The sequence below is a fragment of the Dietzia sp. CH92 genome, assembly GCF_032248695.1.
Classification (GTDB): domain Bacteria; phylum Actinomycetota; class Actinomycetes; order Mycobacteriales; family Mycobacteriaceae; genus Dietzia.
Genome location: NZ_JAVHXC010000002.1, coordinates 120,354 through 142,006, shown reverse-complemented (window position 1 = coordinate 142,006; position 21,653 = coordinate 120,354). Strand labels below are relative to the sequence as shown.

Here is a 21,653-nt window from a genome sequence, read left to right as displayed (position 1 = left end):
GCGATGTCTGAGAACCCGACACAGAAACTCCACACCGTCCTCGTGGCCAACCGGGGAGAGATCGCGTGCCGCGTGATCCGCTCGCTGCGCGCCGCCGGGATCCGGTCGGTCGCCGTCTACTCCGACGCGGACGCCGACGCCCTCCACGTCCGGATGGCCGACGCGGCGGTCCGTCTGGGACCGGCGCAGGCCTCGCAGTCCTACCTGGACGTCGACAAGGTGATCGACGCCTGCCGCCGCACCGGTGCGCAGGCCGTGCACCCGGGCTACGGCTTCCTGTCGGAGAACGCGCGGTTCGCCCGCGCGCTGGACGAGGCGGGCCTGATCTTCATCGGGCCGCCGGCGTCGGCGATCGAGACCATGGGCGACAAGATCACCGCCAAGGCGGCGGTGTCCGAGCGTGACGTGCCCACCGTGCCCGGGATCTCCAGGCCGGGACTGACCGACGACGAGCTCATCGCCGGCGCCGAGGAGGTCGGCTACCCGGTCCTCGTCAAGCCCTCGGCGGGCGGTGGCGGCAAGGGGATGCGTCGCGTCACCGACCCGGCCGATCTGCCGGCCGCGTTGGAGTCCGCGCGCCGGGAGTCGGCGGGGGCGTTCGGGGACGACACCCTGTTCCTCGAGCGGTTCGTCGACACCCCGCGGCACATCGAGGTGCAGGTCCTCGCGGACCGGCACGGCAACGTGATCCACCTCGGGGAGCGCGAGTGCTCGCTGCAGCGCCGCCACCAGAAGGTGATCGAGGAGGCGCCCAGCGCGCTGCTCGACGAGACCACCCGGCAGCGGATCGGTCAGGCCGCGTGCGACGCCGCCCGGTCGGTGGGCTACGTGGGCGCCGGCACGGTCGAGTTCATCGTCTCGGCCCACTCGCCGGACGAGTTCTTCTTCATGGAGATGAACACCCGGCTGCAGGTGGAGCACCCCGTCACGGAGATGGTGACGGGCGTCGACCTGGTCGACTGGCAGGTGCGGATCGCCGCGGGTGAGGAACTCACGCTGCGTCAGGAGGACGTCACGCTGACCGGCCACGCGATCGAGGCGCGCGTGTACGCCGAGGACCCGGCGAAGGGCTTCCTGCCGACCGGCGGCACGGTCCTGGGACTGGAGGAGCCGTCCGGGGACGGGATCCGCGTGGACTCGGGTCTGCGCGTCGGCACGGTCGTCGGGAGCGACTACGACCCGATGCTGGGCAAGGTCATCGCCCACGGCGCCGACCGCGCGGAGGCGCTGGCGCGTCTCGACGCGGCGTTGGCCGGGACCCACGTGCTCGGTCTGCGGACGAACGTCGACTTCTGCCGCTTCCTCCTGGGACGCCCCGAGGTGATCGCGGGCGACCTGGACACGGGCCTGCTCGACCGGTCTGTCGACGACTACGTGGCGACGCCACCGCCCGAGGGCGCGCTGATCGCCGTGGCGATGCACCGCACCGAGGAGCGGTGGGCCCGCGTCCCCGCGCACCGGCGAGGGCCGTGGGACGTGCCGAACGGCTGGCGGGTCGGGGGCCGCGCCGAGGTGTGGACCCGCCTCGATTCCGGCGCCGGGTCCGAGGCCGTGACCGTGGGCCTGAGGGGCACGCCGGACGACGCCGAGGTGACCATCACCGACGCCACCATCGGCTCCACCGAGGAACCGACGGTCTCGGCCCGGCATCATGCGCGGGTCGCCCGGGACGGCGCCTCGCTGAGGCTGACGGTCGACGGCACCCAGCAGCGGTGGACCGTCGTGCGGTCGCGCGATCCCCGGGCGTCGGACACCTTCTGGGTGGCCGGCGACGGCGGGACGTGGGACCTGCGGCTGCTCCCGCTCATCGACTCCCGCATCCACGACGCCGGGGCGGCGGACGGTCAGATCCTCAGCCCCATGCCCGGTTCGGTCATCGCGTGCTTCGTCGCCGACGGGGACGAGGTCACGGCCGGCCAGAACATCGTGGCCGTCGAGGCCATGAAGATGGAGCACTCGCTCGCCGCACCGATCGACGGTGTGGTCCGGGTGCACGTCACCACCGGCGAGCAGGTGCCCGCCGACCACGTGCTCGCGACCGTCGAGCCCCACCCCTCCACCGAAGAACCCGAAGGAGCAGGCGATGCCTGAGTTGGAAGAGCACTACGCGGACCTCAAGTCGACGGTCGCCGAGTTCGCCGACAAGGTGGTGGCCCCGGCCTCCGCCGAGCACGACCGCAACCACACCTTCCCGTACGAGGTCGTGGCGCAGATGGGCGACATGGGACTGTTCGGCCTGCCGTTCCCCGAGGAGTTCGGCGGCATGGGCGGTGACTACTTCGCGCTCGCCCTGGCTCTGGAGGAGCTGGGCCGCGTCGACCAGTCGACCGCCATGACGCTCGAGGCGGGCGTGGGTCTGGGCGCGATGCCGATCTACCACTTCGGCACCGACGCCCAGCGCGAGACGTGGCTGCCGGACCTTGCCGCGGGCCGGAAGCTCGCCGGATTCGGGCTGACCGAGCCGGGCGCGGGGTCGGATGCCGGTGCCACCAAGACCACCGCCAAGCGGGACGGCGACGAGTGGGTGATCAACGGCAACAAGCAGTTCATCACCAACTCCGGCACCGACATCACCTCCCTGGTCACCGTCACCGCGGTCACCGGCGTGCGCGAGAACGGCAAGAAGGAGATCTCGACGATCATCGTCCCGGCCGGCACGCCCGGGTTCACGGCCGAGCCGGCCTACGACAAGGTCGGCTGGAACTCCTCCGACACCCACCCGTTGACGTTCGCGGACGCGCGCGTGCCGGTGGAGAACCTGCTCGGCGAGGAGGGGCGTGGGTACGCGAACTTCCTGTCGATCCTCGACGAGGGCCGCGTCGCGATCGCCGCCGTGGCCACCGGCGCCGCGCAGGGCTGTGTGGACGAGTCGGTGAAGTACGCCCGGGAGCGCGAATCGATGGGCCGCAAGATCGGCGAGTTCCAGGCGATCTCGTTCAAGATCGCTCGCATGGAGGCCCGCGCGCACACCGCCCGGTGCGCCTACTACGAGGCGGCGCGTCTCATGCTCGCCGGCAAGCCGTTCAAGAAGGAGGCCGCGATCGCCAAGATGGTCGCCTCCGAGGCGGCGATGGACAACGCCCGCGACGCCACCCAGATCCACGGCGGCTACGGCTTCATGAACGAGTACCCGGTGGCGCGGCACTACCGTGACTCCAAGATCCTCGAGATCGGTGAGGGCACCACCGAGGTGCAGCTCATGCTCATCGCCCGGGGGTTGGGGCTGTGAGCGATCAGGCCGGGGGTGATCAGGCTGTGAACGGGCAGCGCAAGCAGGTCGTCCAGCGCGGTCTGTGGTTCGAGGAGTACGAGGTCGGCACCGCCTACCTGCACCGCCCCGGCCGCACCATGACCGAGACGGACAACGTCCTGTTCACGACGCTCACCATGAACACCCAGGCGCTGCACCTGGACGCCGCGTGGTCGGCCGAGCAGCCGGGCTTCGGCGGCGAGCGCCTGATGAACTCGATGCACACCCTGTCCACGCTGGTGGGCCTGTCGGTCGCGCAGCTGACCCAGGGCACGATCGTGGCCAACCTCGGGTTCTCCGAGGTGAGCTTCCCCAAGCCGGTGCTGCACGGCGACACGCTGTACGCGGAGACCGTGTGCACGGACAAGCGGGAGTCGAAGTCGCGGCCGGGCGAGGGGATCGTCACCCTCGAGCACATCGGCCGTAACCAGCACGGCGACGTCGTCGCGCGCGCGGTCCGCAAGACCCTCGTGCGCAAGCGGCCGGCGGGGTCGGGCACGGCCACGCCGGACGCGCAGGCGGGGGAGGGGACGGCATGACCCCCGCCCCGACCTGGGTCCCGCCGGGGCCCGCGCTGCTGTTCTGCCCGGCCGACCGGCCCGAGCGGTACGGCAAGGCCGCCGACCGCGCGGACGTGGTGATCCTCGACCTCGAGGACGCCGTCGCGCCCGCGGGCCGCCCGGCGGCGAGGGACGCGCTGCGTGCCTCGGCCCTGGACCCGGAGCGCACGATCGTGCGCGTCAACCCGGTGGGCACCGAGGACCACGACGCGGACCTCGAGGCCGTCGCGGAGACGGGTTACCGCTGCGTCATGCTCGCCAAGACGGAGTCGGCCGCGCAGGTGGCCGACGTCCACGCGGCGACCGGGGCGGCGATCCTCGCCCTGGTGGAGACGCCGCTGGGCGTGGTCCGCGCCGAGGAGATCGCCTCGGCACCGGGCTGCGCGGGGATGATGTGGGGGGCCGAGGACCTGCTCGCCGCGATGGGCGGCTCGACCAGCCGGTTCTCGACCGCCGAGGCGGGCGGCCCCCGCGTGGCGGGCGAGTACCGCGACGTGCCCCGGCACGCCCGCGCCCGGGTGGCGCTCGCCGCCGCGGCGTTCGGCCGGTGGGCGGTGGACTCGGTCCACCTCGACATCGCCGACACCGACGGTCAGCGCGCCGAGGCGCTCGACGCCGTGGCCCTGGGGTTCTCCGGTACCGCCTGCATCCACCCGTCCCAGGTGGCGGTGGTGCGACAGGCATACGCGCCCGACGACGACGAGGTGGCCTGGGCCCGGAAGGTCCTCGCCGCCGCGGAGCACAACCAGGGCGTCTTCCAGCTGGACGGGCGCATGGTCGACGGTCCCGTCTTCCGCCAGGCCGAGGCGACGATGCGTCGCGCCGCGGCCGTGTCCCCGTGACCCCCAGCATCTGACCCTGACGTCCCCGGGCCAGACGGCCCCGCCCTCAAGGAGTACCGAGATGACCACCACCGATCTCGATTCCACCCCCCTCGACCCCGCCCTGTCGCACACGCGCGGGGAGACCGACGTCCCGCTGCTCACCGAGACGATCCCGGACAACCTCGCGGCGACCGTCGAGCGGTTCGGGGACCGGGACGCGCTCGTCGACGTCCAGTCCGGCCGGCGCTGGACCTACGACGAGTTCCACGCCGACGTCCGGCGGCTCGCCTCGGGACTGCACCGGCTCGGCATCCGCGCCGGCGACCGGGTGGGCATCTGGTCGCCCAACCGGTGGGAGTGGGTGATGGTCCAGTACGCCACCGCGGAGATCGGTGCCGTGCTGGTCAACATCAACCCGTCCTACCGCGTCCACGAGCTCGAGTTCGTGCTCACGCAGGCCGGGATCAAGGCCGTGATCGCGGCGCCGCAGTTCAAGGACTCCGACTACACGGGGATGCTCGCGCAGGTCCAGCCGAACTGCCCGGATCTGGAACTCGTGGTGCTCTTCGGTGACGAGGAGTGGGAGGCGATGGTCTCCGGCCCGACCGACGCGGACGTCCTCGCGGGCATCCGCGGGACCCTGACGAACCACGACCCGATCAACATCCAGTACACCTCCGGGACCACCGGCTTCCCCAAGGGTGCGACGCTCTCGCACTCGAACATCCTCAACAACGGCTACTTCGTCGGCGAGCTCATCAACTACTCCGAGCGGGACCGGGTGTGCATCCCGGTGCCCTTCTACCACTGCTTCGGCATGGTCATGGGCAACCTCGCGTGCACCACGCACGGCGCGTGCATGGTCATCCCGGCCCCCGCCTTCGACCCGGTCGCGTCGCTGAAGGCGGTCGAGCAGGAGAAGTGCACGAGCCTGTACGGGGTGCCGACGATGTTCATCGCCGAGCTCGCGCTGGAGGACTTCGACTCCTACGACCTGTCGACCCTGCGGACCGGCATCATGGCGGGGTCGCCGTGCCCGGAGTCCACGATGCGCCAGGTGATCGAGCGGATGAACATGGACGAGGTGTCGATCTGCTACGGCATGACCGAGACCTCGCCCGTGTCCACCCAGACCCGCTCCGACGACTCGCTGGACCGGCGCGTGTCCACCGTGGGCCGCGTCGGGCCGCACCTGGAGATCAAGATCGTCGACCCCTCCACCGGTGAGACGCTCCCGCGCGGGGAGGCCGGTGAGTTCTGCACCCGCGGCTACAGCGTCATGCTCGGCTACTGGGAGCAGCCGGACAAGACCGCCGAGGCGCTCGACGAGGACGGGTGGATGCACACCGGGGACATCGGCGAGATGGACGACGACGGCTACGTGCGGATCACCGGCCGCATCAAGGACATGGTGATCCGCGGCGGGGAGAACATCTACCCGCGTGAGGTGGAGGAGTTCCTCTACACCCACCCCGACATCCTCGACGCGCAGGTGATCGGCGTGCCCGACCCCAAGTACGGGGAGGAACTCATGGCGTGGGTCCGGCTCAAGCCCGGACGCGACGACCTCACCGCCGAGGAGGTCCGCGAGTTCGCGACCGGCAAGCTCGCGCGGCACAAGATCCCGAAGTACGTCCACGTGGTGGACGAGTTCCCCATGACGGTCACCGGCAAGGTGCGCAAGGTCGACATGCGCAAGAGCGCCATCGAGATCCTCGGCATCGCCTGACCGCCCGCCCGTCCAATCCAAGGAGTGGTGAATGTCCAGCAAACTCATGACCGCGGCCGAGGCCGTCGCGGACATCCCCGACGGGGCGTCGATCGCCGCCGGCGGTTTCGGCCTGTGCGGGATCCCGCAGATCGTGATCGAGGCGCTCGCCGCCCGCGACGTGGGGGACTTCGAGGTGTTCTCCAACAACGCCGGCGTCGACGGCAAGGGCCTGGGGATCCTGCTCGAGAGCGGCAAACTGCGCCGCATCGTCGCGTCCTACGTGGGGGAGAACAAGGAGTTCGCCCGGCAGTACCTGTCCGGTGAGCTCGAGGTGGAGCTCACCCCGCAGGGCACGCTGGCCGAGCGGATGCGCGCAGGCGGCTCCGGGATCGGGGCGTTCTACACGCGTACCGGCGTGGGCACGTTCGTCGCCGACGGCGGGATGCCGTGGAAGTACGACTCCGACGGCGGCGTCGCCGTGGCCTCCCCGCCCAAGGAGACCCGCGAGATCCGCGGCGAGACCCACGTCCTCGAGCAGGCCATCGAGGCCGACTACTCGCTGGTGCGGGCCGCGGTGGCCGACCGCAGCGGCAACCTGCGGTTCAACCTCACCGCGCGTAACTTCTCGCCCCTGGCCGCGATGGCCGGACGCGTGTGCATCGTCGAGGCCGAGGAGGTCGTGGAGGTCGGGGAACTCGCGCCCGACGACATCCACCTGCCCGGGATCTTCGTCCACCGCCTGGTCGAGCTGACCCCGGAGCAGGTCGCGCAGACCAAGTGGATCGAGAAGACCACCACCACCCCGCCCACGGAAGGACAGCGCTGATGAGCACCGCCGCCACCCCCGCCCGGCTCGGGCGCGACCGCAAGGCCATGGCCGCCCGCGCGGCCCTCGAACTCGAGGACGGTCAGTACGTCAATCTCGGGATCGGCCTGCCCACCCTCGTGCCGAACTACGTGCCGCAGGGCGTCAACGTCACCCTGCAGTCCGAGAACGGGCTGCTCGGCATCGGCCCCTACCCGCACCCGGACCACGTCGACCCCGACCTCATCAACGCCGGCAAGGAGACCGTGACGACCCTGCCCGGCTCGGCGATCTTCGACTCCGCGATGAGCTTCGGCATGATCCGCTCCGGCAAGATCGACGTCGCGATCCTCGGGGCCATGGAGGTCAACCCCGCCGGCGACATCGCCAACTGGATGGTGCCGGGCGCCATGGTCAAGGGCATGGGCGGCGCCATGGACCTCGTGGTGGGCGCCCGCCGGATCGTGGTGGTGATGGACCAGGTCGCCAAGAACGGCTCCTCCAAGATCGTCTCCGAGATCACCCTGCCGCTCACCGGGCTGGGCTGCGTCGACCGGATCATCACCGAACTCGGCGTGTTCGACCGTGACGCCGACGGGCTCACGCTCATCGAACTGGTCGACGGGGTGAGCCTCGAGCAGATCACCGCCGCCACCGACGCCCCGTTCCGCGTCTCCGACGAGCTCCGGGCGACCGCCGAGCAGAGGTGACGACACCACCGCCGACCGGGCCCCCGCCCGGACGTGCCCCACGCGGCCACAGCGCCCCCGGACTCTGGACCACACCGGTCCGCGGCCGGGTGGCGCTGTCCGCGTTGGCGTGGGTCCTCGGGTACGTGGCGGCCCTCGTCGTCGTCGTCCTCCTGGGGCTCCTCGCCGTGCGCACGGTCGGCGCCGGCCGCCCCGATCCCGCGACCCTCGCGCTGGTCGTCCTCGCCGGCACCGCGGTGGTCGCGCTCGTCGCCGTACGGATCCACCTCCTGCGGCGCCGCGGCCTCGGGTGGGCCGACGTGGGGGTGCGACGGCCGGACCGCTCGCCGTGGCACCTGGCGTGGCAGATCCCCGCGGTGATGGTCGGCGGCGCGGCCGCGTCCGCGATCGTGCTCGTCCCGCTCGGCGCCGGAGCCGTGGAGGACGATCCCGGGGGCGAGGCGATCGGCGACCTCATCGCCGGGGGGCCCGCCGTCGCCGTGCTGGGGCTGCTCACCGTGGCCGTGCTCGTGCCGGCCGTCGAGGAGGTCGTGTTCCGCGGCATCGTCCTGCCCGCCGTGAGAGCGCGGTTCCGCGCGGTCGCCGGGATCACGCTCGCGGGGGCGGTCTTCGCGGCCGTCCACATGGTCCCGCCGGCGCTGCCGTACCTGCTGGTCGTGGGGATCTCGCTGTGCGCGATGGCCGAGTGGTACCGCTCGATCGTGCCCGGGATGGTGCTGCACGGGGTGAACAACGCGGTCGTGTTCGCCGGCGTCCTGGCCGCGGCGGGCGCCGCCTGATCGCGGCGGGGCCCGTCAGGCCAGCAGGGCCGAGACCAGCAAGAGGACCGGCAGCGCACCCAGCGTCGTCAGCACCGCGGAGTCGCGTGCCAGGAGGGTGCCGTGGCCGTAACGGGTGGCCACCACCAGCACGTTCTGCGCCGTGGGCAGCGCGGCCGCGACGACCACGGTGAGGAGTTCGTGGTCGCGCATCCCCAGCAGCCACGCGCCAATCGCGTAGGCCAGCACGGGGTGGGCGATGAGTTTGAGGACGCTCGCGAGGAAGATCTCGCGGCGCGGCGAGGCGCCGGCCTCGAGCACCCTGACCCCGTAGAGCGACATCCCGAACACCAGCAGCGCGCCGGGCACGGAGATCTGGCCCACCAGGTGCACCGGCTCGAGGAGCGGATCCGGCGGGGTCCACGGCAGGGCGGCGACGACGACGCCGGCCAGCGCGGCGAGCACGATGGGCGTGCGCACCGACTGCCACAGGGCAGCCAGGGCGCCACCCCCGCCGCCGGCACCCTCGGCCCGGGCGGCCCGCTCGAGCACCGCGATGGCGACCGGCTGCAGCACCACCACCTGGAACAGCAGCAGCGGCATGACGAACCCCAGATCCCCCAGGACGTACAGGGCGATCGGGATGCCGAGGTTGGCCGAGTTCACGTACCCCGCGGACAGCGCGCCCACCATGAGATCCGCGGCGGGGCGCCGGAGCCACAGACGGGCGATGGCGATGTAGAGGAGGGCGATGATGATCGCCGAGACCGCCGACACCACGAACACGCCGGTGAAGACCTGGTCGAGGGTGGTGCGGGCGAGGGAGTCGAACAACAGCGCCGGGGTCGCCACGAAGAAGACGAGCCGGTTGAGCACCAGGCGTGCGTCGGTACCGAGGACGAGGGTGCGCGCGAGCACCCAGCCCAACGCGACGAGGGCGACGATGACGGCGAAGCCGTTGAGGACGCCGGCCACTGGCGGACTCCTGGGTCAGGGGGAGGGGAGGTAACGCCGATCGGGGTCGTGCACTCCCTCGGTGAGAGGAGACACGACCCCGATCGGGTTGCTGTTGCCTGAGTCGACGTCTAGACGCCGCGGGCGGGACGGGCGGTTCGGTTCGACCGCGCCGAGCGGTGACTCAGCGGCTGGTGAACGGCAGCAGGGCCATCTCGCGGGCGTTCTTCACCGCGACGGCGACCTGACGCTGCTGCTGCGGCGTGAGGCCGGTGACGCGGCGCGAACGGATCTTGCCGCGGTCGGAGATGAACGTGCGGAGGGTGTTGACGTCCTTGTAGTCGACGGTCTCGATGCCGGCGACCTTCAAGGGGTTCTTCTTGGGCCGGCGGCCCTCCTGGGCCCGGACCTTCTTGGACGGGGTGCTACGTGCCTTAGCCATGATTACCTACTCACCAACTCGACTTCGTGACACCGGGCAGCTCGCCACGGTGGGCCATCTCACGCATGCGGACGCGGGAGAGGCCGAACTTGCGGATGTAGCCGCGGGGGCGGCCGTCGGCGACGTCGCGGTTGCGCACCCGCACGGGCGAGGCGTCACGCGGCATCTTGTTGAGAGCGGTCTGGGCCTCGAGACGGGCCTCGTCCGTGGTCTCCGGGTTCTTGATGACAGCCTTGAGCTCGGCGCGGCGCTCGGCGAACCGGGCGACCTTGGCCTTGCGCTGCTCGTTGCGCGCGATCTTGGACTTCTTGGCCACGGGTCAGCGCTCCTCTCGGAATTCGACGTGCTTACGGACGACCGGGTCGAACTTCTTGAGGACGATGCGGTCCGGGTTGTTACGACGGTTCTTCCGGGTCACGTACGTGAACCCGGTGCCGGCCGTGGACTTCAGCTTGATGATGGGGCGGATGTCGTTACGGGCCATCTCAGATCTTCTCCCCACGGGCACGGATGCGGGCCACGACGGCCTCGATGCCATCGCGGTCGATGGTCTTGATGCCCTTGGTCGAGACCGTCAGCGTGACGCGACGACCCTCCGAGGGCAGGAAGTAGCTACGACGCTGGATGTTCGGGTTCCAGCGACGGTTGGTCCTGCGGTGTGAGTGCGAGACGGACTTGCCGAAACCCGGCTTCCGTCCCGTTACCTGGCAATGCGCCGACATGGCGTGGTTCTCCTTCCGCCCCTTCTGTAGTAGGTGGCGCGCGGCGGGGTGCGCTTCCCGGTCCGGCCTGGGCCGTGCGGGGGCGTACCGCCACGTCGCGAACACCGTCAGAGGCGATAGCAAACGTGCAGACAACAGCGATGGTCTAGTTTACGGGCCGACCGCCTGAAACGGTAATCGGCACGTCAGGGCCCGATTCGGCGGCCGCGGACGCCGTCGCGAGACGCTCGAATTGGGTGCCCGGCCATCCTACGGGTACGATCTTTCGATGCGTGTGCTGACACCGGGATCCCCGGTTCGGCCACTGGCACTTGCGCGCCCCTGCCGGGGCGAGCGCCAGACCCACAGACTTCTACCGAGCTAGAGGGATCCAGTATGAAGAACGACATCCACCCCGACTACCACCCGGTGGTCTTCCAGGACTCGGGCACGGGCACCAAGTTCCTCACCCGTTCCACCGCGACCAGCTCCCGCACGGTGGAGTGGGAGGACGGTCAGACCTACCCGCTCATCGTCGTGGACGTGACCAGCGAGTCGCATCCCTTCTGGACCGGTGCGCAGCGCGTCATGGACACCGCCGGCCGCGTCGAGAAGTTCCAGCGCCGGTACGGCAACCGCGCCCGTCGCGCCAAGTGAGACTCGGGGCCTCCGCGCCCCGGTACACCTCCTAGACCCCGAGGACGATAATCATGGCAGTTCCCAAGCGCCGCCTCTCGCGCGCCAACACCCACTCCCGCCGCTCCCAGTGGAAGGCCGACAACGTCGCCCTCCAGGAGACGAAGATCGACGGCCGCCCCGTGGTGCTGCCGCGTCGTCTGGTCAAGGCCGCCAAGCTCGGCCTGATCGACCTCGACCGCTAACGTCGCCCCTGAGCGCCGGCAGTCGAGCACTGCGGCGCCCGTCTGCGCCGCACGCACACGCCCGGTTCCGAGCCCGGCGGGTCTTAACGGACCCGCCGGGCTCGTCGGCGTCGTGTCGACCGGTCACCGAGCCCCCGGGCCGGCCGACCGGATCCTCAGCGTGGGTTCAGCCGGGTAGGTGAGACTTCTCCTCATGAAGATCCTCGTGGTGGACGACGACCAGGCCGTGCGCGAATCTCTCCGACGTTCCCTCACGTTCAACGGGTACGAGGTGGAGTTGGCCGGGGACGGCGTCGAGGCGATCGAGCGGGTCGACGCCAGTCGGCCCGACGCGGTGATCCTCGACGTGATGATGCCGCGCCGCGACGGGCTCGAGGTGTGCCGGATCCTGCGCAGCCGCGGTGACGACCTCCCGGTGCTCATGCTCACCGCGCGGGACGCGGTGTCCGAGCGGGTGGCCGGACTGGACGCGGGTGCCGACGACTACCTGCCGAAGCCGTTCGCGCTCGAGGAACTCCTGGCGCGCCTGCGCGCACTGCTGCGCCGGCGCGGGTCCGACACGGACGAGGTCGACGAGGTGCTGGAGTTCGAGGACCTGCGGATGGACCTGGCCACCCGTGAGGTGAGCCGCGGCGAGCGCCGCATCCAGCTGACCCGCACCGAGTTCTCGCTCCTCGAGCTGCTGATGCATCACCCGCGCCGGGTGCTCACCCGCAGCCACATCCTCGAAGAGGTGTGGGGATACGACTTCCCGACCTCGGGGAACGCGCTCGAGGTCTACATCGGTTACCTGCGCCGTAAGACGGAAGGGGAGGGCGAGAGCCGGTTGATCCACACCGTCCGCGGGGTGGGGTACGTGCTGCGCGAGACGCCGTAGTGCCGGCCCGCGCGATGCGGACGGGAACCGCTCCGATCTCGCTGCACCAGCGGGTCACCCTGCTGGCCGCGAGCTCGGTGGGCGTCGCGGTGGCCCTCATGGCCGTCGCGGCGTACTTCGTCGTGTCGGGCTCGATGTACAGCGACGTGAACAGCCGGCTCAAGCAGCAGGCGGATCAGCTGGTGAACAGCCAGCTGGCCTCCGAGTTCGCACTGCAGTCCCGCAGCACCCTCATCGCGCTGCGCGCGTTCAACCCCAACCTCGACGCCCAGATCGTGGCCCCCTCCGGTGTGCGGACCGCGACCGGCGAGCCGTTCCAGATCGGCGGGCCGGAGATCTCGGTGGTGCGGGGTGAGTCCGAGTCGAGCCTGCGGACCTCCGGCGGCAAGCAGATCTACGCGGTCGGGGTCCGGGACGGCTCGACGCTGATCCTCGCGCAGGATCTCGGCCCCACGCGGGCGGCGCTCAACCGACTGGCGATCGTGCTGACGCTCGTCGGCGCGGCGGGTATCGCCCTGGCCGCCGTCGCCGGCACGGCCGTGGGCCGCACCGGGCTGGCGCCGGTCGCGCGCCTGACCCGGGCCGTGGAACGCATCGCCCGGACGGACGACCTGCGGCCCATCCCCGTGGCCGGCGACGACGAGATCGCCCGCCTCACGAGCAGTTTCAACCAGATGCTCGTGGCGCTGGGGGAGAGTCGTGAGCGCCAGGCGCGCCTCGTGGCGGACGCGGGCCACGAACTCAAGACCCCGCTGACGAGCCTCCGGACGAACGTCGAGCTGCTCATCGCCGCGAGCCGCCCCGGCGCGCCGTCCATCCCGGACGCGGACCGCAGCTCGCTCGAGGTGGACGTGGTCGGCCAGATCTCCGAGCTCAGCCAACTCGTGGGCGACCTCGTGGAGCTGGCCCGCGAGGACTCCGGGGAGGTGGAACTCGAGCCGGTCGCGGTCTCCGAGGCCGTCGAACGGGCTCTGGAACGGGTGCGGCGGCGCCGCCACGACGTCGAGTTCGACGTGGAGCTGACGCCCTGGTACTGCTTCGGCGATTCTGCGGGGATCGAACGGGCGGTGCTCAACGTGTGCGACAACGCGGCCAAGTGGAGCCCCACCGGCGGCACGGTGACGATCCGGATGCGCCCGGTCTCCGACGCGGTCATGGAGCTGACGGTGTCGGACCAGGGCCCCGGCGTCCCCGAGGAGGACCGCGAGCTCGTGTTCGAGAGGTTCCACCGCTCGCGCGAGGCCCGCAGCATGCCCGGTTCCGGCCTGGGACTGGCGATCGTGCGGCAGGTGACGACCCGGCACGGGGGCACCGTCGAGATCGGTGACGCGGAGGGCGGGGGCGCCCAGGTCCGCCTGACGATCCCCGGCAGCGAGCAGCCGGCCAACTGACGGACCCGGCGGATCGGGCACCGGGCACCCCCCGGGGAGCCCGGCGGGCAGGCCGTCTGGTCGCCGCTGATCTCAGCGGGCACACAGCGCGGTGAGGAACCATGGTGGTCATGGAGAACGACAACGGTCGGGGCCCGGGAGACCGGGGCCCCGGAGATGAATGGGCCGCCCGACCCGGTGCCGGCCTCGGTGGGTCCCCGCAGTGGTCCGGGGGGCCGACGCAGTACCCGGGTGATCCCCGTGGCGGTGCGTACCCCGGGGACGGTGCGTACCCGCGGGGCGAGCAGGCACCCGGTCCGGGGTCCGGACCCGCCCCGGGATGGGGCGGCGGCACCCCGACGACCGCGTTCCCTCCTCACCAGGCGCCGTCAGGGATTGCCGGTGCCGGTGGGCCGGGGCCCGGGATGCCCGGGCAGGACCCGGGCGCGGCGGGACAGGACCCGGGCGCGGTGGGACCCGCTCCCGGCGGGGCCGGGTCGCCGAAGGGCTCCGGACGCGGCCTGCTGGCGGCCGGCCTCGTGGCCGCGATGCTCGTCTCGGGCGGCCTGGGCGGATGGATCGGCGCGACCGTCGCCGGCGGGTCCGGGGCGGGCCTGTCCTCGCCCGTCAACACGGCGCAGCCGGTGAGTCAGGCTCCCGACGGCACCGCCGAGGCGGTGGCCGACAAGGTGTTGCCGAGCGTCGTGTCGATCGACGTCCGCGCCCAGGCGGGCCGCGGCGAGGGTTCCGGCGTGGTCCTGACGGCGGACGGGCTCATCATCACCAACAACCACGTGATCGCCATGGCCCGGACCGGCGGCACGATCCAGGTCCGGTTCGACGACGGGTCCAAGGCCCCGGCGAGCATCGTGGGCACCGATCCCGCGACCGATATCGCCGTGATCAAGGCGGAGGTGGACCGTCCGCTCACCCCGATCGCACTGGGGACCTCCTCCACTCTCAAGGAGGGGCAGGCGGTGGCCGCGGTCGGGTCGCCGCTAGGCCTGTCCGGCACGGTCACCACGGGCATCGTCTCGGCGCTGGAGCGCCCGGTCCGTGCCGGGGGCGCGCAGTCGGACCAGAGCACGGTGATCGACGCGATCCAGACCGACGCGGCGGTGAACCCCGGGAACTCCGGTGGCGCCCTGGTGAACATGAACGGCGAGCTGATCGGCATCAACTCCGCGATCGCCTCGCTGGGCTCGGGTAACTCGGGGTCCATCGGGCTCGGCTTCGCGATCCCCGTGGACCAGGCCCGCCGGATCGCCGATCAGCTCATCAAGCAGGGCTACGCCACGCGCGCGGTGCTGGGCGTGACCGTGAGCGACTCGCCGTCCGGGGACGGCGCGTTGGTGAGGTCCGTCGAACCGGGCGGCCCGGCCGATCGCGCCGGGATCGAGGACGGGGCGATCGTCACCGGGGTGGGGGAGCGTGTCATCGAGAGCGGCGACGCCCTCGTCGCCGCGATCCGGTCCCGCGCTCCGGGGGAGACGGTGTCCGTCACCTATGCTTCTCGTGAGGGCGAACCGCCGAACACCGTCGACGTTGTACTGGGAGAGGCCAGATGAGCACCAGATTCGATCCGCGGGCTCTGCCCGGAGGCCGCAAGCTCCCCGCGACCGTGGAGTTCGACCCGACGGACCTCGAGCCGGTCGAGCCGGTGATCGCTGGCCGGGCGATGGTCGTCGTGGTGACCGACCGGATGCCCGAGGAGCGCGCGGACTTCATCGGACCGCTCGTCACCGAACTGCTCGAGGAGGAGGGATTCCTCGTGGGCGGTGTCGTGGGCGTGGCGGCCGACGAGTCCGAGGTCCGCAAGGCGCTCGAGACCGCGGTCGTCGGCGGGTTCGACTTCGTCGTGACCGTGGGCGGCACCGGGGTCGGTCCCCGGGACATCACCCCGGAGGTCACCGAGGAGATCCTCGACCAGCGGCTGCCCGGCATCGCGGAGGCCATCCGCTCGTCCGGCCTCACCGCCGGGGCCGTCGACTCGATCGTCTCCCGCGGACACGTGGGGGTCTCCGGCAGCACCGTGGTGGCGAACCTCGCGCCGAGCCGGGCCGCGATCCGCGACGGGATGGCCACGCTGTGCCCGCTCGTGTCGTACGTCGTCGCGCAGTTGTCGGGCTTCGACGGACTGTGACCGAGCGGCGGGACGCTGACGGCGGTCGCGCGCCGGACCACCGCGCGGCCGCCGACGGTCGGCCCGTTCGCCGCGGGGTGGACCGCAGGCTCATGGACGAGGTGTTCGGCCAGACCCTGCCGGAGACCACCTCGGACGAGGCGCGGGGTGGCGGCGAGCGGCTCGACGACGACTGGTGGCGCGAGCAGCGCCCGCCCCACCACGACTAGCGGCCGCCCCCACCACGACTGGCGGCCGCCCCCGCCGCGACTGGCGGCCGCTCCCGCCGCCCGGCTCTCAGGACTCGTTGGTCGGGTTCTCGGGGTCGGACGGGTGCACCAGCGGGCGGCCGGCGAGCAGGTCGCGGATCTCGACGAGGAGTTCGTTGTCCGTCGCGGGGGCCTCGATGCCCTTCCGGCGGGCGGCGGCCTCCTTCATCTTGTTCATGGGCCCCACCAGCACGAAGTAGATGATGGCGGCGATGAGCAGGAAGTTGATGATCGCCGAGATGAGCGCCCCGAAGTCCATCAGTGTCTCGGGGTTGTTCTCCAGGAGCTGCACGGCGAAGCCGATCTCCTTGTCCCCGCCGAGCAGGGCGATGAGCGGGTTGATGATCGCGCTGGTGAACGCGTCGACGATGGAGGCGAAGGCCGTGCCGATCACGACCGCCACGGCCAGGTCGATCACGTTGCCCTGCATGATGAAGTCCCGGAAACCCTTGAGCATGGCGTACCCCTGTCTGTTCTGACGGTGACTGTCGAATCGCACGGACGATAGCAGGACAGCGGTCCACAGTGGAACGGTACGCGGTCGTTTCGCGGGCGCGGGCGCGGGCGGGGGAACGAGCGCGGGCGTGGTCAGCCGTGCACGACGACGGCCAGCGGAGTCGTGGCGGCGGTGGCGGCGAGGTGCGCGGCCCGGTCCTCGGGGACCTCGACGAGGACGGACCCGGTTCCCGGGCGCCCGGTCGGGATATCCCGGACGCGGGCGGCGCGGGCGACGACGTGTGGTCCCGGGGCTGGCGGTCCGGCGTCCGGCGCGGCGGCCGGGCCGGGGTGACCGGTGCCGGGTGGGTCGATGTCGGCCGGGTCGGTGGCGACGAGATCGACGAGGTCGCCCGGCTGTAGGAGGTCGGCCACCGCGGGATCGGCGAGGGGGATGGGGACCACGCGCACCGGTGCGGCCGCGTCGGCGTGGCCGTCAGCGCCGGATGTGGTGCCGGTGGCGGTGACCGCGGGCCCCGGGGTGTCCGCGGGGTCGGATCGACCGACGAACGGTGCGGCCACCACGAGCGCGGCCGCGAGCGCCATCCGGGCCGTGCGTCGCCGCCGCCACCGCCCGGGCGTGGTCACCGTGGCGATGGTGCGGCGCATGGGGTCCCCCGTCCGTCGGCGCCGGTGGCGCGGTGAGCGATGCCGCCACCCGTCGTGGGGCGGTGTCGGTCAGACCGTAGCGGCGCGCACCCGGCCCGGACCGGTGTCCGGCGCCGGGTGCGTGGAGCCTGTGGAGGGGGACGGGGGTGTGGAGAACCGCCGGGGTGCGACGGTGGGTACCACGCCGCCGGATACCGCGCTGGCGGGTGCCGCGCCGACCGGTGCTAGGACGACGACGAGCTGGACGAGCTAGAGGACGAGCCGGCCGCGGCAGGCGCGCTCGAGCCGGAGCCGGAGCCGGATCCCGAGGAACCGGAGGACGAGGAGCCGTTCGAGGACCCGCCGCCCGACGAGCCGGATCCGGAGGAGCCCGAGCCGGACGAGCCGCCCTCGCCCCGGCTGTCCGTGCGGTAGAAGCCGGAGCCCTTGAAGACGACACCGACCGTGTTGAAGAGCTTGCGCAGGCCGCCCTCGCACTGCGGGCAGACGGTCAGCGAATCCTCGTCGAAGGACTGCTGGATGTCGAAGGCGACGTCACAGTCGCGGCACCGGTAGGAGTAGGTGGGCATCTGGCCTCCCGAGACGTATCGGATTGTCGTTGGCACTCTACTCCGTCGAGTGCCAAGTTCCGAAGTCGAGAAGCCCGTCCGGCGTGATCACCCCGTGCACGGCGCGGTCGTGGGGCTCGGCGGGGACCTCGTCGAGGACGTTCTCGGTGTCCAGCAGGGCCAGCAGCCGGGTGCGCGGGCTCACCAGCGCGAGGGAGCGGTCGTAGTATCCGCCGCCCCGACCGAGGCGCGCCCCCGAGCGGTCCACGGCCACGGCGGGCACCAGCACCAGGTCGGCGTCGGCGATGCGCTCCGGGCCCTCCGGCGGCGCCGACGGCACGAGGATGCCGAACCGGCCCGGCACCAGGTCCGCCGGCCCGGCGTACGCCGCCCACTCCACCGGGCCGACCGGCGGGGAGACGGGCAACAGCACCCGCGCACCGCGGCGCGAGAGTTCCTCAGCGAGACCCCGCCCGCCGGCCTCGTCGTCGTCGGGTACATAGGCGCACACCACCATCCCCGCGGTGACGACCCCGCCCAGGTGGCCGAGGATCGCCCGGTCCCGTCGCGCACGCTCCGCCGCGGGCACGGCGGCGCGGCGGGCGAGCACCGCCCGGCGCAGACGGGTCTTGGCGGCGGCGGGGTGGCCGGTGCTCCCGCCGAGGTCGACCTCCTCCGGGGACATGAGCCCAGTCTGCCGCGCGTGGCGTCACGCGGGTCGGCCGGGTGCGCGGTCTAAGGTGGTCGCCATGACGTCCGACACCTCACCCGTGCCGCAGTTCCGGACCGCCGTCGTCCCGGCCGCCGGTCTCGGGACCCGGTTCCTGCCCGCCACCAAGACGGTGCCCAAGGAACTGCTGCCCGTCGTGGACACCCCCGGCATCGAGCTCATCGCCGAGGAGGCCACCGAGGCCGGCGCAGGTCGGCTCGCGATCATCACCTCCGAGCGCAAGGTCGGCGTGATGGCGCACTTCTCCGAGGACACGGTGCTCGAGGACACGCTCTCCGACCGCGGCAAGGACGTCCTGCTGCACAAGGTCCAGCGCGCGCCCGGTCTCATCGAGGTCGTCGACGTCCGCCAGGACGAGCCGCTCGGTCTCGGTCACGCCGTCGCGCAGGTCGAGTCCGTGCTCGGGGACGAGGAGCAGGCCGTCGCCGTGCTCCTGCCCGACGACCTGGTCCTGCCGTTCGGCATCCTCGGGCAGATGAACGCCGTCCGCGCCGAGCGGGGCGGCAGCGTGCTGTGCGCGTTCGAGGTCGACCCGGAGAACGTGTCCTCCTACGGCGTGTTCGACGTCGAGGACACCGACGATCCCTCGGTGAAGAAGGTCCTCGGCATGGTGGAGAAGCCCGCCGCCGAGGACGCCCCCTCGCACCTCGCCGCGGCCGGACGCTACGTGCTCGACCGCGCGATCTTCGACGCGCTGCGCAGGATCGAGCCGGGCGCCGGCGGCGAGCTGCAGCTCACCGACGCGATCGACCTGCTCATCGACGAGGGACATCCCGTGCACGTGGTGGTGCACGACGGCACCCGCCACGACCTGGGCAACCCCGGCGGGTACATCAAGGCGTGCGTGGACTTCGCGCTGGACAATCCGGCCTACGCGGACGATCTGCGCGACTGGCTCACGGGCCGACTGGGGTCATAGCACCCATTCCACTGGTGAGGCGGGTCCGCTCGCGCGGGCGGTGACGGGTACGGGAAAGGAGCAACCGGTGCGCTCCGTCGAGGAACAGCTGGCTCTGGTGACGGCGGCCGCGGTCGCCCCGCGCCCCGTGCGTGTGGCGATCTCCGAGGCGCAGGGGCTCCTGTGTGCCGAGGAGGTCGTGGCCGAGCGTCCGCTCCCGTCGTTCGACCAGGCCGCGATCGACGGCTACGCCGTGCGCAGCGTCGACGTCCGGCCCGACGGCCCCGCCGACCGCGGCGGCGAGCGGGGCGCCGACGCCCCGGCCGGGCCGGTGCCGCTGCCCGTGGTCGGTCAGATCACCGCCGGCTCGCGCCAGCCCACCCGGCTCCAGCCGGGCCAGACCGTGCGCGTCGACACCGGCGCTCCGCTGCCGACGCTCGCGGACGCGGTCCTACCGGTCGGCTGGGCCACCGCCGACGGGCGGCAGATCCTGCCCACCCGCACCGTCCGCACCGGCGACTACGTCCGCCGGATCGGCGACGACGTCCAGCCCGGCGACGTGGCCGTCCGCGCCGGCAGCATCATCGGACCGGCCCAGGTCGGCCTGCTCGCCTCCGTCGGCCGCGCCAAGGTGCTCGTCCACCCCAAGCCGCGCATGGCGGTCATCTCCGTGGGCGACGAGCTGGTGGATGTCGACGGTCGCCCCGGCACCGGGCAGGTCTACGACGTGAACTCCTACGCCCTCACCGCCGCGGGCCGCGACGCCGGCGCCGACGTCCACCGGGTGGGCATCGCCAGCACCGAGCCCTCCCGACTGCGCGAGGTCCTCGAGGGGCAGCTGGTCCGTAGTGAGCTCGTCGTGGTGTCCGGCGCCGCCGGGGGAGAGGCCACCACCCGCATCCGCCAGGTGATGGCGGAACTCGGGCAGATCGAGGTCAACCGCGTCGCCATGCACCCGGGTTCGGTGCAGGGCTTCGGGCGGCTCGGCCGCGACGAGGTCCCCACCTTCCTGCTGCCGTCGAACCCGGTCAGCGCGCTGGTGGTGTTCGAGATCATGGTGCGGCCGCTCATCCGGATCGCCCTCGGCAAGCGCCAGCCTATGCGCCGCACGGTCCGCGCGCGCACCGTCGCGCCCATCTCCTCGGTCGAGGGGCGACGCGGCTACCTGCGCGGGCAGCTCATGCGCGACACGGACACCGGCGAGTACCTCGTCCGCGCCCTCGGCGGCGCGCAGGGGTCCTCGACCCACCTGCTCGCCTCGCTCGCGGAGGCCAACTGCCTCGTCGTGATCGACCCGGGCGTCACGGCCGTGCGGGCGGGTGACGAGGTCGACGTGATGTTCCTCGCCCAGCGCGGGTGAGCCGGGTCGTGGGCGGCGTGTGGGACGCGCTGACGGCCGACACGGTCGCGCACCCCGGCTGGCCGATCGACGCGGGGCCGCTGCGTGTGGCCGCGGGCGTCGTCACACTGCGGCCGGTCCGCCGGCGGGACGCGCGGGCGTGGTCGGCGCTGCGCCTGGCCGAGCGCGACTACCTCGAGCCGTGGGAGCCGACCGTCGAGGGGCAGTGGGACCAGAACAACTCCCCGCGCGCCTGGCCGCCCGTCCACGCCCAGCTGCGCCGCTACGCCCGCGCGGGCGCCACCCTGCCGGCCGCCATCGAACTCGACGGTCGGTTCTGCGGGCAGCTCACCGTGGGCGGCATCACCCGCGGGGCGCTGCACTCCGGCTGGGTCGGCTACTGGGTCGGCAGGCCGTTCGTCGGCGGCGGGGTCGCGACCGCCGCGCTCGCGCTGGGGGTCGACCACGCCCTCGGGCCGGGCGCCCTGCACCGCGTGGACGCCACCGTCCGGCCCGAGAACGCGGCCAGCCGGGTGGTGCTCGAGCGGTGCGGTTTCCGCGAGGAGGGGTTGCTCCGGCGCTACCTCCACGTGGACGGCGCGTGGCGGGACCACCTCCTCGTCGCGCGCACCCGGGAGGAGCACGGCCGGGGCGTGGTGGAGTCGCTGGTCGAGGCGGGGCTGGCCCGGCGCGTCTGAGTATGTCCTGAGCATCGTGACCTGCGGCGCGCCGCCGCTCGACGGGGCTCGCCCGCCGTTACGGTTGGGGCCTCACCACGACGTCCCGAGTCGGGGTAGACG

Annotated in this window: 27 protein-coding genes; 18 read left to right on the top strand and 9 right to left on the bottom strand. The window is 72.2% G+C overall.

The window, feature by feature from the left end:
• Nucleotides 1-3: 3 nt before the first annotated feature.
• The 8 genes from RWK90_RS04045 to RWK90_RS04010 all read left to right on the top strand — a co-directional run bounded on the left by RWK90_RS04045 (nucleotide 4) and on the right by RWK90_RS04010 (nucleotide 8,639).
• Nucleotides 4-2,091 carry an acetyl/propionyl/methylcrotonyl-CoA carboxylase subunit alpha gene (locus tag RWK90_RS04045; protein ID WP_314034999.1) on the top strand — a complete coding sequence of 696 codons (2,088 nt, stop codon included), beginning with the start codon at nucleotides 4-6 and terminating at the stop codon, nucleotides 2,089-2,091.
• Nucleotides 2,084-3,229, top strand: a complete 1,146-nt coding sequence (locus RWK90_RS04040) for an acyl-CoA dehydrogenase family protein (RefSeq protein WP_314034997.1) — start codon at nucleotides 2,084-2,086, stop codon at nucleotides 3,227-3,229. The genes RWK90_RS04045 and RWK90_RS04040 overlap by 8 nt, the downstream gene beginning before the upstream one ends.
• 26 nt (nucleotides 3,230-3,255) lie before the next feature.
• A complete protein-coding gene (locus tag RWK90_RS04035) occupies nucleotides 3,256-3,789 on the top strand; it encodes a MaoC family dehydratase (protein ID WP_314035916.1) in 534 nt (177 codons plus the stop codon).
• Nucleotides 3,786-4,652 carry a CoA ester lyase gene (locus RWK90_RS04030; protein ID WP_314034996.1) on the top strand — a complete coding sequence of 289 codons (867 nt, stop codon included), beginning with the start codon at nucleotides 3,786-3,788 and terminating at the stop codon, nucleotides 4,650-4,652. Before RWK90_RS04035 ends, RWK90_RS04030 begins: the two co-directional genes overlap by 4 nt.
• A gap of 61 nt (nucleotides 4,653-4,713) precedes the next feature.
• Nucleotides 4,714-6,363, top strand: coding sequence for an AMP-binding protein (locus RWK90_RS04025; protein ID WP_314034994.1), 1,650 nt, complete (start codon nucleotides 4,714-4,716; stop codon nucleotides 6,361-6,363).
• A 31-nt stretch (nucleotides 6,364-6,394) separates the two neighbouring features.
• Nucleotides 6,395-7,171 (top strand): CoA transferase subunit A, encoded by a 777-nt coding sequence (locus RWK90_RS04020; RefSeq protein ID WP_314034992.1) that lies wholly within the window; start codon nucleotides 6,395-6,397, stop codon nucleotides 7,169-7,171.
• Nucleotides 7,171-7,860 carry a 3-oxoacid CoA-transferase subunit B gene (locus RWK90_RS04015; RefSeq protein ID WP_314034990.1) on the top strand — a complete coding sequence of 230 codons (690 nt, stop codon included), beginning with the start codon at nucleotides 7,171-7,173 and terminating at the stop codon, nucleotides 7,858-7,860. Before RWK90_RS04020 ends, RWK90_RS04015 begins: the two co-directional genes overlap by 1 nt.
• A gap of 89 nt (nucleotides 7,861-7,949) precedes the next feature.
• Entirely contained in the window at nucleotides 7,950-8,639 is a 690-nt protein-coding gene (locus tag RWK90_RS04010; protein ID WP_314034988.1) for a type II CAAX endopeptidase family protein, read from the top strand.
• A 15-nt stretch (nucleotides 8,640-8,654) separates the two neighbouring features.
• Here the strand turns inward: RWK90_RS04010 and RWK90_RS04005 are convergent, their stop codons facing one another.
• The 5 genes from RWK90_RS04005 to rpmB form a co-directional block, all read right to left on the bottom strand.
• Nucleotides 8,655-9,593: an AEC family transporter gene (locus RWK90_RS04005; RefSeq protein ID WP_314034986.1), complete on the bottom strand. Its 939-nt coding sequence runs from the start codon at nucleotides 9,591-9,593 to the stop codon at nucleotides 8,655-8,657.
• A gap of 163 nt (nucleotides 9,594-9,756) precedes the next feature.
• On the bottom strand, nucleotides 9,757-10,014 hold the full coding sequence (gene rpsR / locus RWK90_RS04000) for a 30S ribosomal protein S18 (protein ID WP_017836288.1): 258 nt from the start codon (nucleotides 10,012-10,014) through the stop codon (nucleotides 9,757-9,759).
• Between the two features lie 10 nt (nucleotides 10,015-10,024).
• Nucleotides 10,025-10,330, bottom strand: coding sequence for a 30S ribosomal protein S14 (rpsN, locus tag RWK90_RS03995; RefSeq protein ID WP_314034983.1), 306 nt, complete (start codon nucleotides 10,328-10,330; stop codon nucleotides 10,025-10,027).
• 3 nt (nucleotides 10,331-10,333) lie between these two features.
• Nucleotides 10,334-10,498 carry a 50S ribosomal protein L33 gene (gene rpmG, locus RWK90_RS03990; RefSeq protein WP_010542298.1) on the bottom strand — a complete coding sequence of 55 codons (165 nt, stop codon included), beginning with the start codon at nucleotides 10,496-10,498 and terminating at the stop codon, nucleotides 10,334-10,336.
• Nucleotide 10,499: 1 nt separating this feature from the next.
• A complete protein-coding gene (gene rpmB / locus RWK90_RS03985; protein WP_007632788.1) occupies nucleotides 10,500-10,736 on the bottom strand; it encodes a 50S ribosomal protein L28 in 237 nt (78 codons plus the stop codon).
• Nucleotides 10,737-11,111: 375 nt separating this feature from the next.
• Between rpmB and RWK90_RS03980 the strand changes: the two genes are divergently transcribed.
• The 7 genes from RWK90_RS03980 to RWK90_RS03950 all read left to right on the top strand — a co-directional run bounded on the left by RWK90_RS03980 (nucleotide 11,112) and on the right by RWK90_RS03950 (nucleotide 16,195).
• Nucleotides 11,112-11,372: a type B 50S ribosomal protein L31 gene (locus tag RWK90_RS03980; RefSeq protein ID WP_007632787.1), complete on the top strand. Its 261-nt coding sequence runs from the start codon at nucleotides 11,112-11,114 to the stop codon at nucleotides 11,370-11,372.
• A 53-nt stretch (nucleotides 11,373-11,425) separates the two neighbouring features.
• The gene (gene rpmF / locus RWK90_RS03975; RefSeq protein ID WP_314034975.1) at nucleotides 11,426-11,596 is read left to right on the top strand and encodes a 50S ribosomal protein L32; all 171 of its coding nucleotides are present in this window, start codon (nucleotides 11,426-11,428) and stop codon (nucleotides 11,594-11,596) included.
• A gap of 193 nt (nucleotides 11,597-11,789) precedes the next feature.
• A complete protein-coding gene (locus RWK90_RS03970; protein WP_314035914.1) occupies nucleotides 11,790-12,473 on the top strand; it encodes a response regulator transcription factor in 684 nt (227 codons plus the stop codon).
• A gap of 14 nt (nucleotides 12,474-12,487) precedes the next feature.
• Nucleotides 12,488-13,864 carry a HAMP domain-containing sensor histidine kinase gene (locus RWK90_RS03965; RefSeq protein ID WP_314034973.1) on the top strand — a complete coding sequence of 459 codons (1,377 nt, stop codon included), beginning with the start codon at nucleotides 12,488-12,490 and terminating at the stop codon, nucleotides 13,862-13,864.
• Between the two features lie 449 nt (nucleotides 13,865-14,313).
• Nucleotides 14,314-15,411 carry a trypsin-like peptidase domain-containing protein gene (locus RWK90_RS03960; protein ID WP_314034971.1) on the top strand — a complete coding sequence of 366 codons (1,098 nt, stop codon included), beginning with the start codon at nucleotides 14,314-14,316 and terminating at the stop codon, nucleotides 15,409-15,411.
• Nucleotides 15,408-15,986 (top strand): molybdopterin-binding protein, encoded by a 579-nt coding sequence (locus RWK90_RS03955; protein ID WP_314034969.1) that lies wholly within the window; start codon nucleotides 15,408-15,410, stop codon nucleotides 15,984-15,986. Before RWK90_RS03960 ends, RWK90_RS03955 begins: the two co-directional genes overlap by 4 nt.
• The gene (locus tag RWK90_RS03950) at nucleotides 15,983-16,195 is read left to right on the top strand and encodes a hypothetical protein (protein WP_314034967.1); all 213 of its coding nucleotides are present in this window, start codon (nucleotides 15,983-15,985) and stop codon (nucleotides 16,193-16,195) included. Before RWK90_RS03955 ends, RWK90_RS03950 begins: the two co-directional genes overlap by 4 nt.
• Nucleotides 16,196-16,262: 67 nt before the next feature.
• Here the strand turns inward: RWK90_RS03950 and mscL are convergent, their stop codons facing one another.
• The 4 genes from mscL to RWK90_RS03930 all read right to left on the bottom strand — a co-directional run bounded on the left by mscL (nucleotide 16,263) and on the right by RWK90_RS03930 (nucleotide 18,571).
• Nucleotides 16,263-16,691: a large conductance mechanosensitive channel protein MscL gene (mscL, locus tag RWK90_RS03945; protein ID WP_314034965.1), complete on the bottom strand. Its 429-nt coding sequence runs from the start codon at nucleotides 16,689-16,691 to the stop codon at nucleotides 16,263-16,265.
• 131 nt (nucleotides 16,692-16,822) lie between these two features.
• Complete coding sequence (locus RWK90_RS03940; RefSeq protein ID WP_314034964.1) at nucleotides 16,823-17,338, bottom strand: hypothetical protein; 516 nt, start codon at nucleotides 17,336-17,338, stop codon at nucleotides 16,823-16,825.
• Nucleotides 17,339-17,562: 224 nt separating this feature from the next.
• Nucleotides 17,563-17,907 (bottom strand): FmdB family zinc ribbon protein, encoded by a 345-nt coding sequence (locus RWK90_RS03935; protein ID WP_314034962.1) that lies wholly within the window; start codon nucleotides 17,905-17,907, stop codon nucleotides 17,563-17,565.
• A gap of 37 nt (nucleotides 17,908-17,944) precedes the next feature.
• Nucleotides 17,945-18,571, bottom strand: coding sequence for a 5-formyltetrahydrofolate cyclo-ligase (locus RWK90_RS03930; protein WP_314034960.1), 627 nt, complete (start codon nucleotides 18,569-18,571; stop codon nucleotides 17,945-17,947).
• Between the two features lie 64 nt (nucleotides 18,572-18,635).
• Here RWK90_RS03930 and RWK90_RS03925 point away from each other — a divergent pair, with 64 nt between their 5' ends.
• The 3 genes from RWK90_RS03925 (at nucleotide 18,636) to RWK90_RS03915 (ending at nucleotide 21,551) form a co-directional block, all read left to right on the top strand.
• Complete coding sequence (locus RWK90_RS03925) at nucleotides 18,636-19,535, top strand: UTP--glucose-1-phosphate uridylyltransferase (protein WP_314034958.1); 900 nt, start codon at nucleotides 18,636-18,638, stop codon at nucleotides 19,533-19,535.
• A gap of 67 nt (nucleotides 19,536-19,602) precedes the next feature.
• A complete protein-coding gene (gene glp, locus RWK90_RS03920; protein ID WP_314034956.1) occupies nucleotides 19,603-20,874 on the top strand; it encodes a gephyrin-like molybdotransferase Glp in 1,272 nt (423 codons plus the stop codon).
• A complete protein-coding gene (locus RWK90_RS03915; protein ID WP_314034954.1) occupies nucleotides 20,871-21,551 on the top strand; it encodes a GNAT family protein in 681 nt (226 codons plus the stop codon). The genes glp and RWK90_RS03915 overlap by 4 nt, the downstream gene beginning before the upstream one ends.
• Nucleotides 21,552-21,653: the final 102 nt, after the last annotated feature.

Excerpts from the sequence above, each read along its gene's own strand:
- rpmG (WP_010542298.1), bottom strand. The coding sequence starts at position 10,498 with ATGGCCCGTAACGACATCCGCCCCATCATCAAGCTGAAGTCCACGGCC.
- RWK90_RS04030 (WP_314034996.1), top strand. The coding sequence starts at position 3,786 with ATGACCCCCGCCCCGACCTGGGTCCCGCCGGGGCCCGCGCTGCTGTTC.
- RWK90_RS03930 (WP_314034960.1), bottom strand. The coding sequence starts at position 18,571 with ATGTCCCCGGAGGAGGTCGACCTCGGCGGGAGCACCGGCCACCCCGCC.
- rpsR (WP_017836288.1), bottom strand. The coding sequence starts at position 10,014 with ATGGCTAAGGCACGTAGCACCCCGTCCAAGAAGGTCCGGGCCCAGGAG.
- RWK90_RS03935 (WP_314034962.1), bottom strand. The coding sequence starts at position 17,907 with ATGCCCACCTACTCCTACCGGTGCCGCGACTGTGACGTCGCCTTCGAC.
- mscL (WP_314034965.1), bottom strand. The coding sequence starts at position 16,691 with ATGCTCAAGGGTTTCCGGGACTTCATCATGCAGGGCAACGTGATCGAC.
- RWK90_RS03955 (WP_314034969.1), top strand. The coding sequence starts at position 15,408 with ATGAGCACCAGATTCGATCCGCGGGCTCTGCCCGGAGGCCGCAAGCTC.
- RWK90_RS04015 (WP_314034990.1), top strand. The coding sequence starts at position 7,171 with ATGAGCACCGCCGCCACCCCCGCCCGGCTCGGGCGCGACCGCAAGGCC.
- RWK90_RS03965 (WP_314034973.1), top strand. The coding sequence starts at position 12,488 with ATGCGGACGGGAACCGCTCCGATCTCGCTGCACCAGCGGGTCACCCTG.
- RWK90_RS03970 (WP_314035914.1), top strand. The coding sequence starts at position 11,790 with ATGAAGATCCTCGTGGTGGACGACGACCAGGCCGTGCGCGAATCTCTC.
- rpmB (WP_007632788.1), bottom strand. The coding sequence starts at position 10,736 with ATGTCGGCGCATTGCCAGGTAACGGGACGGAAGCCGGGTTTCGGCAAG.
- RWK90_RS04045 (WP_314034999.1), top strand. The coding sequence starts at position 4 with ATGTCTGAGAACCCGACACAGAAACTCCACACCGTCCTCGTGGCCAAC.
- rpmF (WP_314034975.1), top strand. The coding sequence starts at position 11,426 with ATGGCAGTTCCCAAGCGCCGCCTCTCGCGCGCCAACACCCACTCCCGC.
- RWK90_RS04040 (WP_314034997.1), top strand. The coding sequence starts at position 2,084 with ATGCCTGAGTTGGAAGAGCACTACGCGGACCTCAAGTCGACGGTCGCC.
- RWK90_RS03940 (WP_314034964.1), bottom strand. The coding sequence starts at position 17,338 with ATGCGCCGCACCATCGCCACGGTGACCACGCCCGGGCGGTGGCGGCGG.
- RWK90_RS03980 (WP_007632787.1), top strand. The coding sequence starts at position 11,112 with ATGAAGAACGACATCCACCCCGACTACCACCCGGTGGTCTTCCAGGAC.
- RWK90_RS03925 (WP_314034958.1), top strand. The coding sequence starts at position 18,636 with ATGACGTCCGACACCTCACCCGTGCCGCAGTTCCGGACCGCCGTCGTC.
- RWK90_RS04020 (WP_314034992.1), top strand. The coding sequence starts at position 6,395 with ATGTCCAGCAAACTCATGACCGCGGCCGAGGCCGTCGCGGACATCCCC.
- RWK90_RS04025 (WP_314034994.1), top strand. The coding sequence starts at position 4,714 with ATGACCACCACCGATCTCGATTCCACCCCCCTCGACCCCGCCCTGTCG.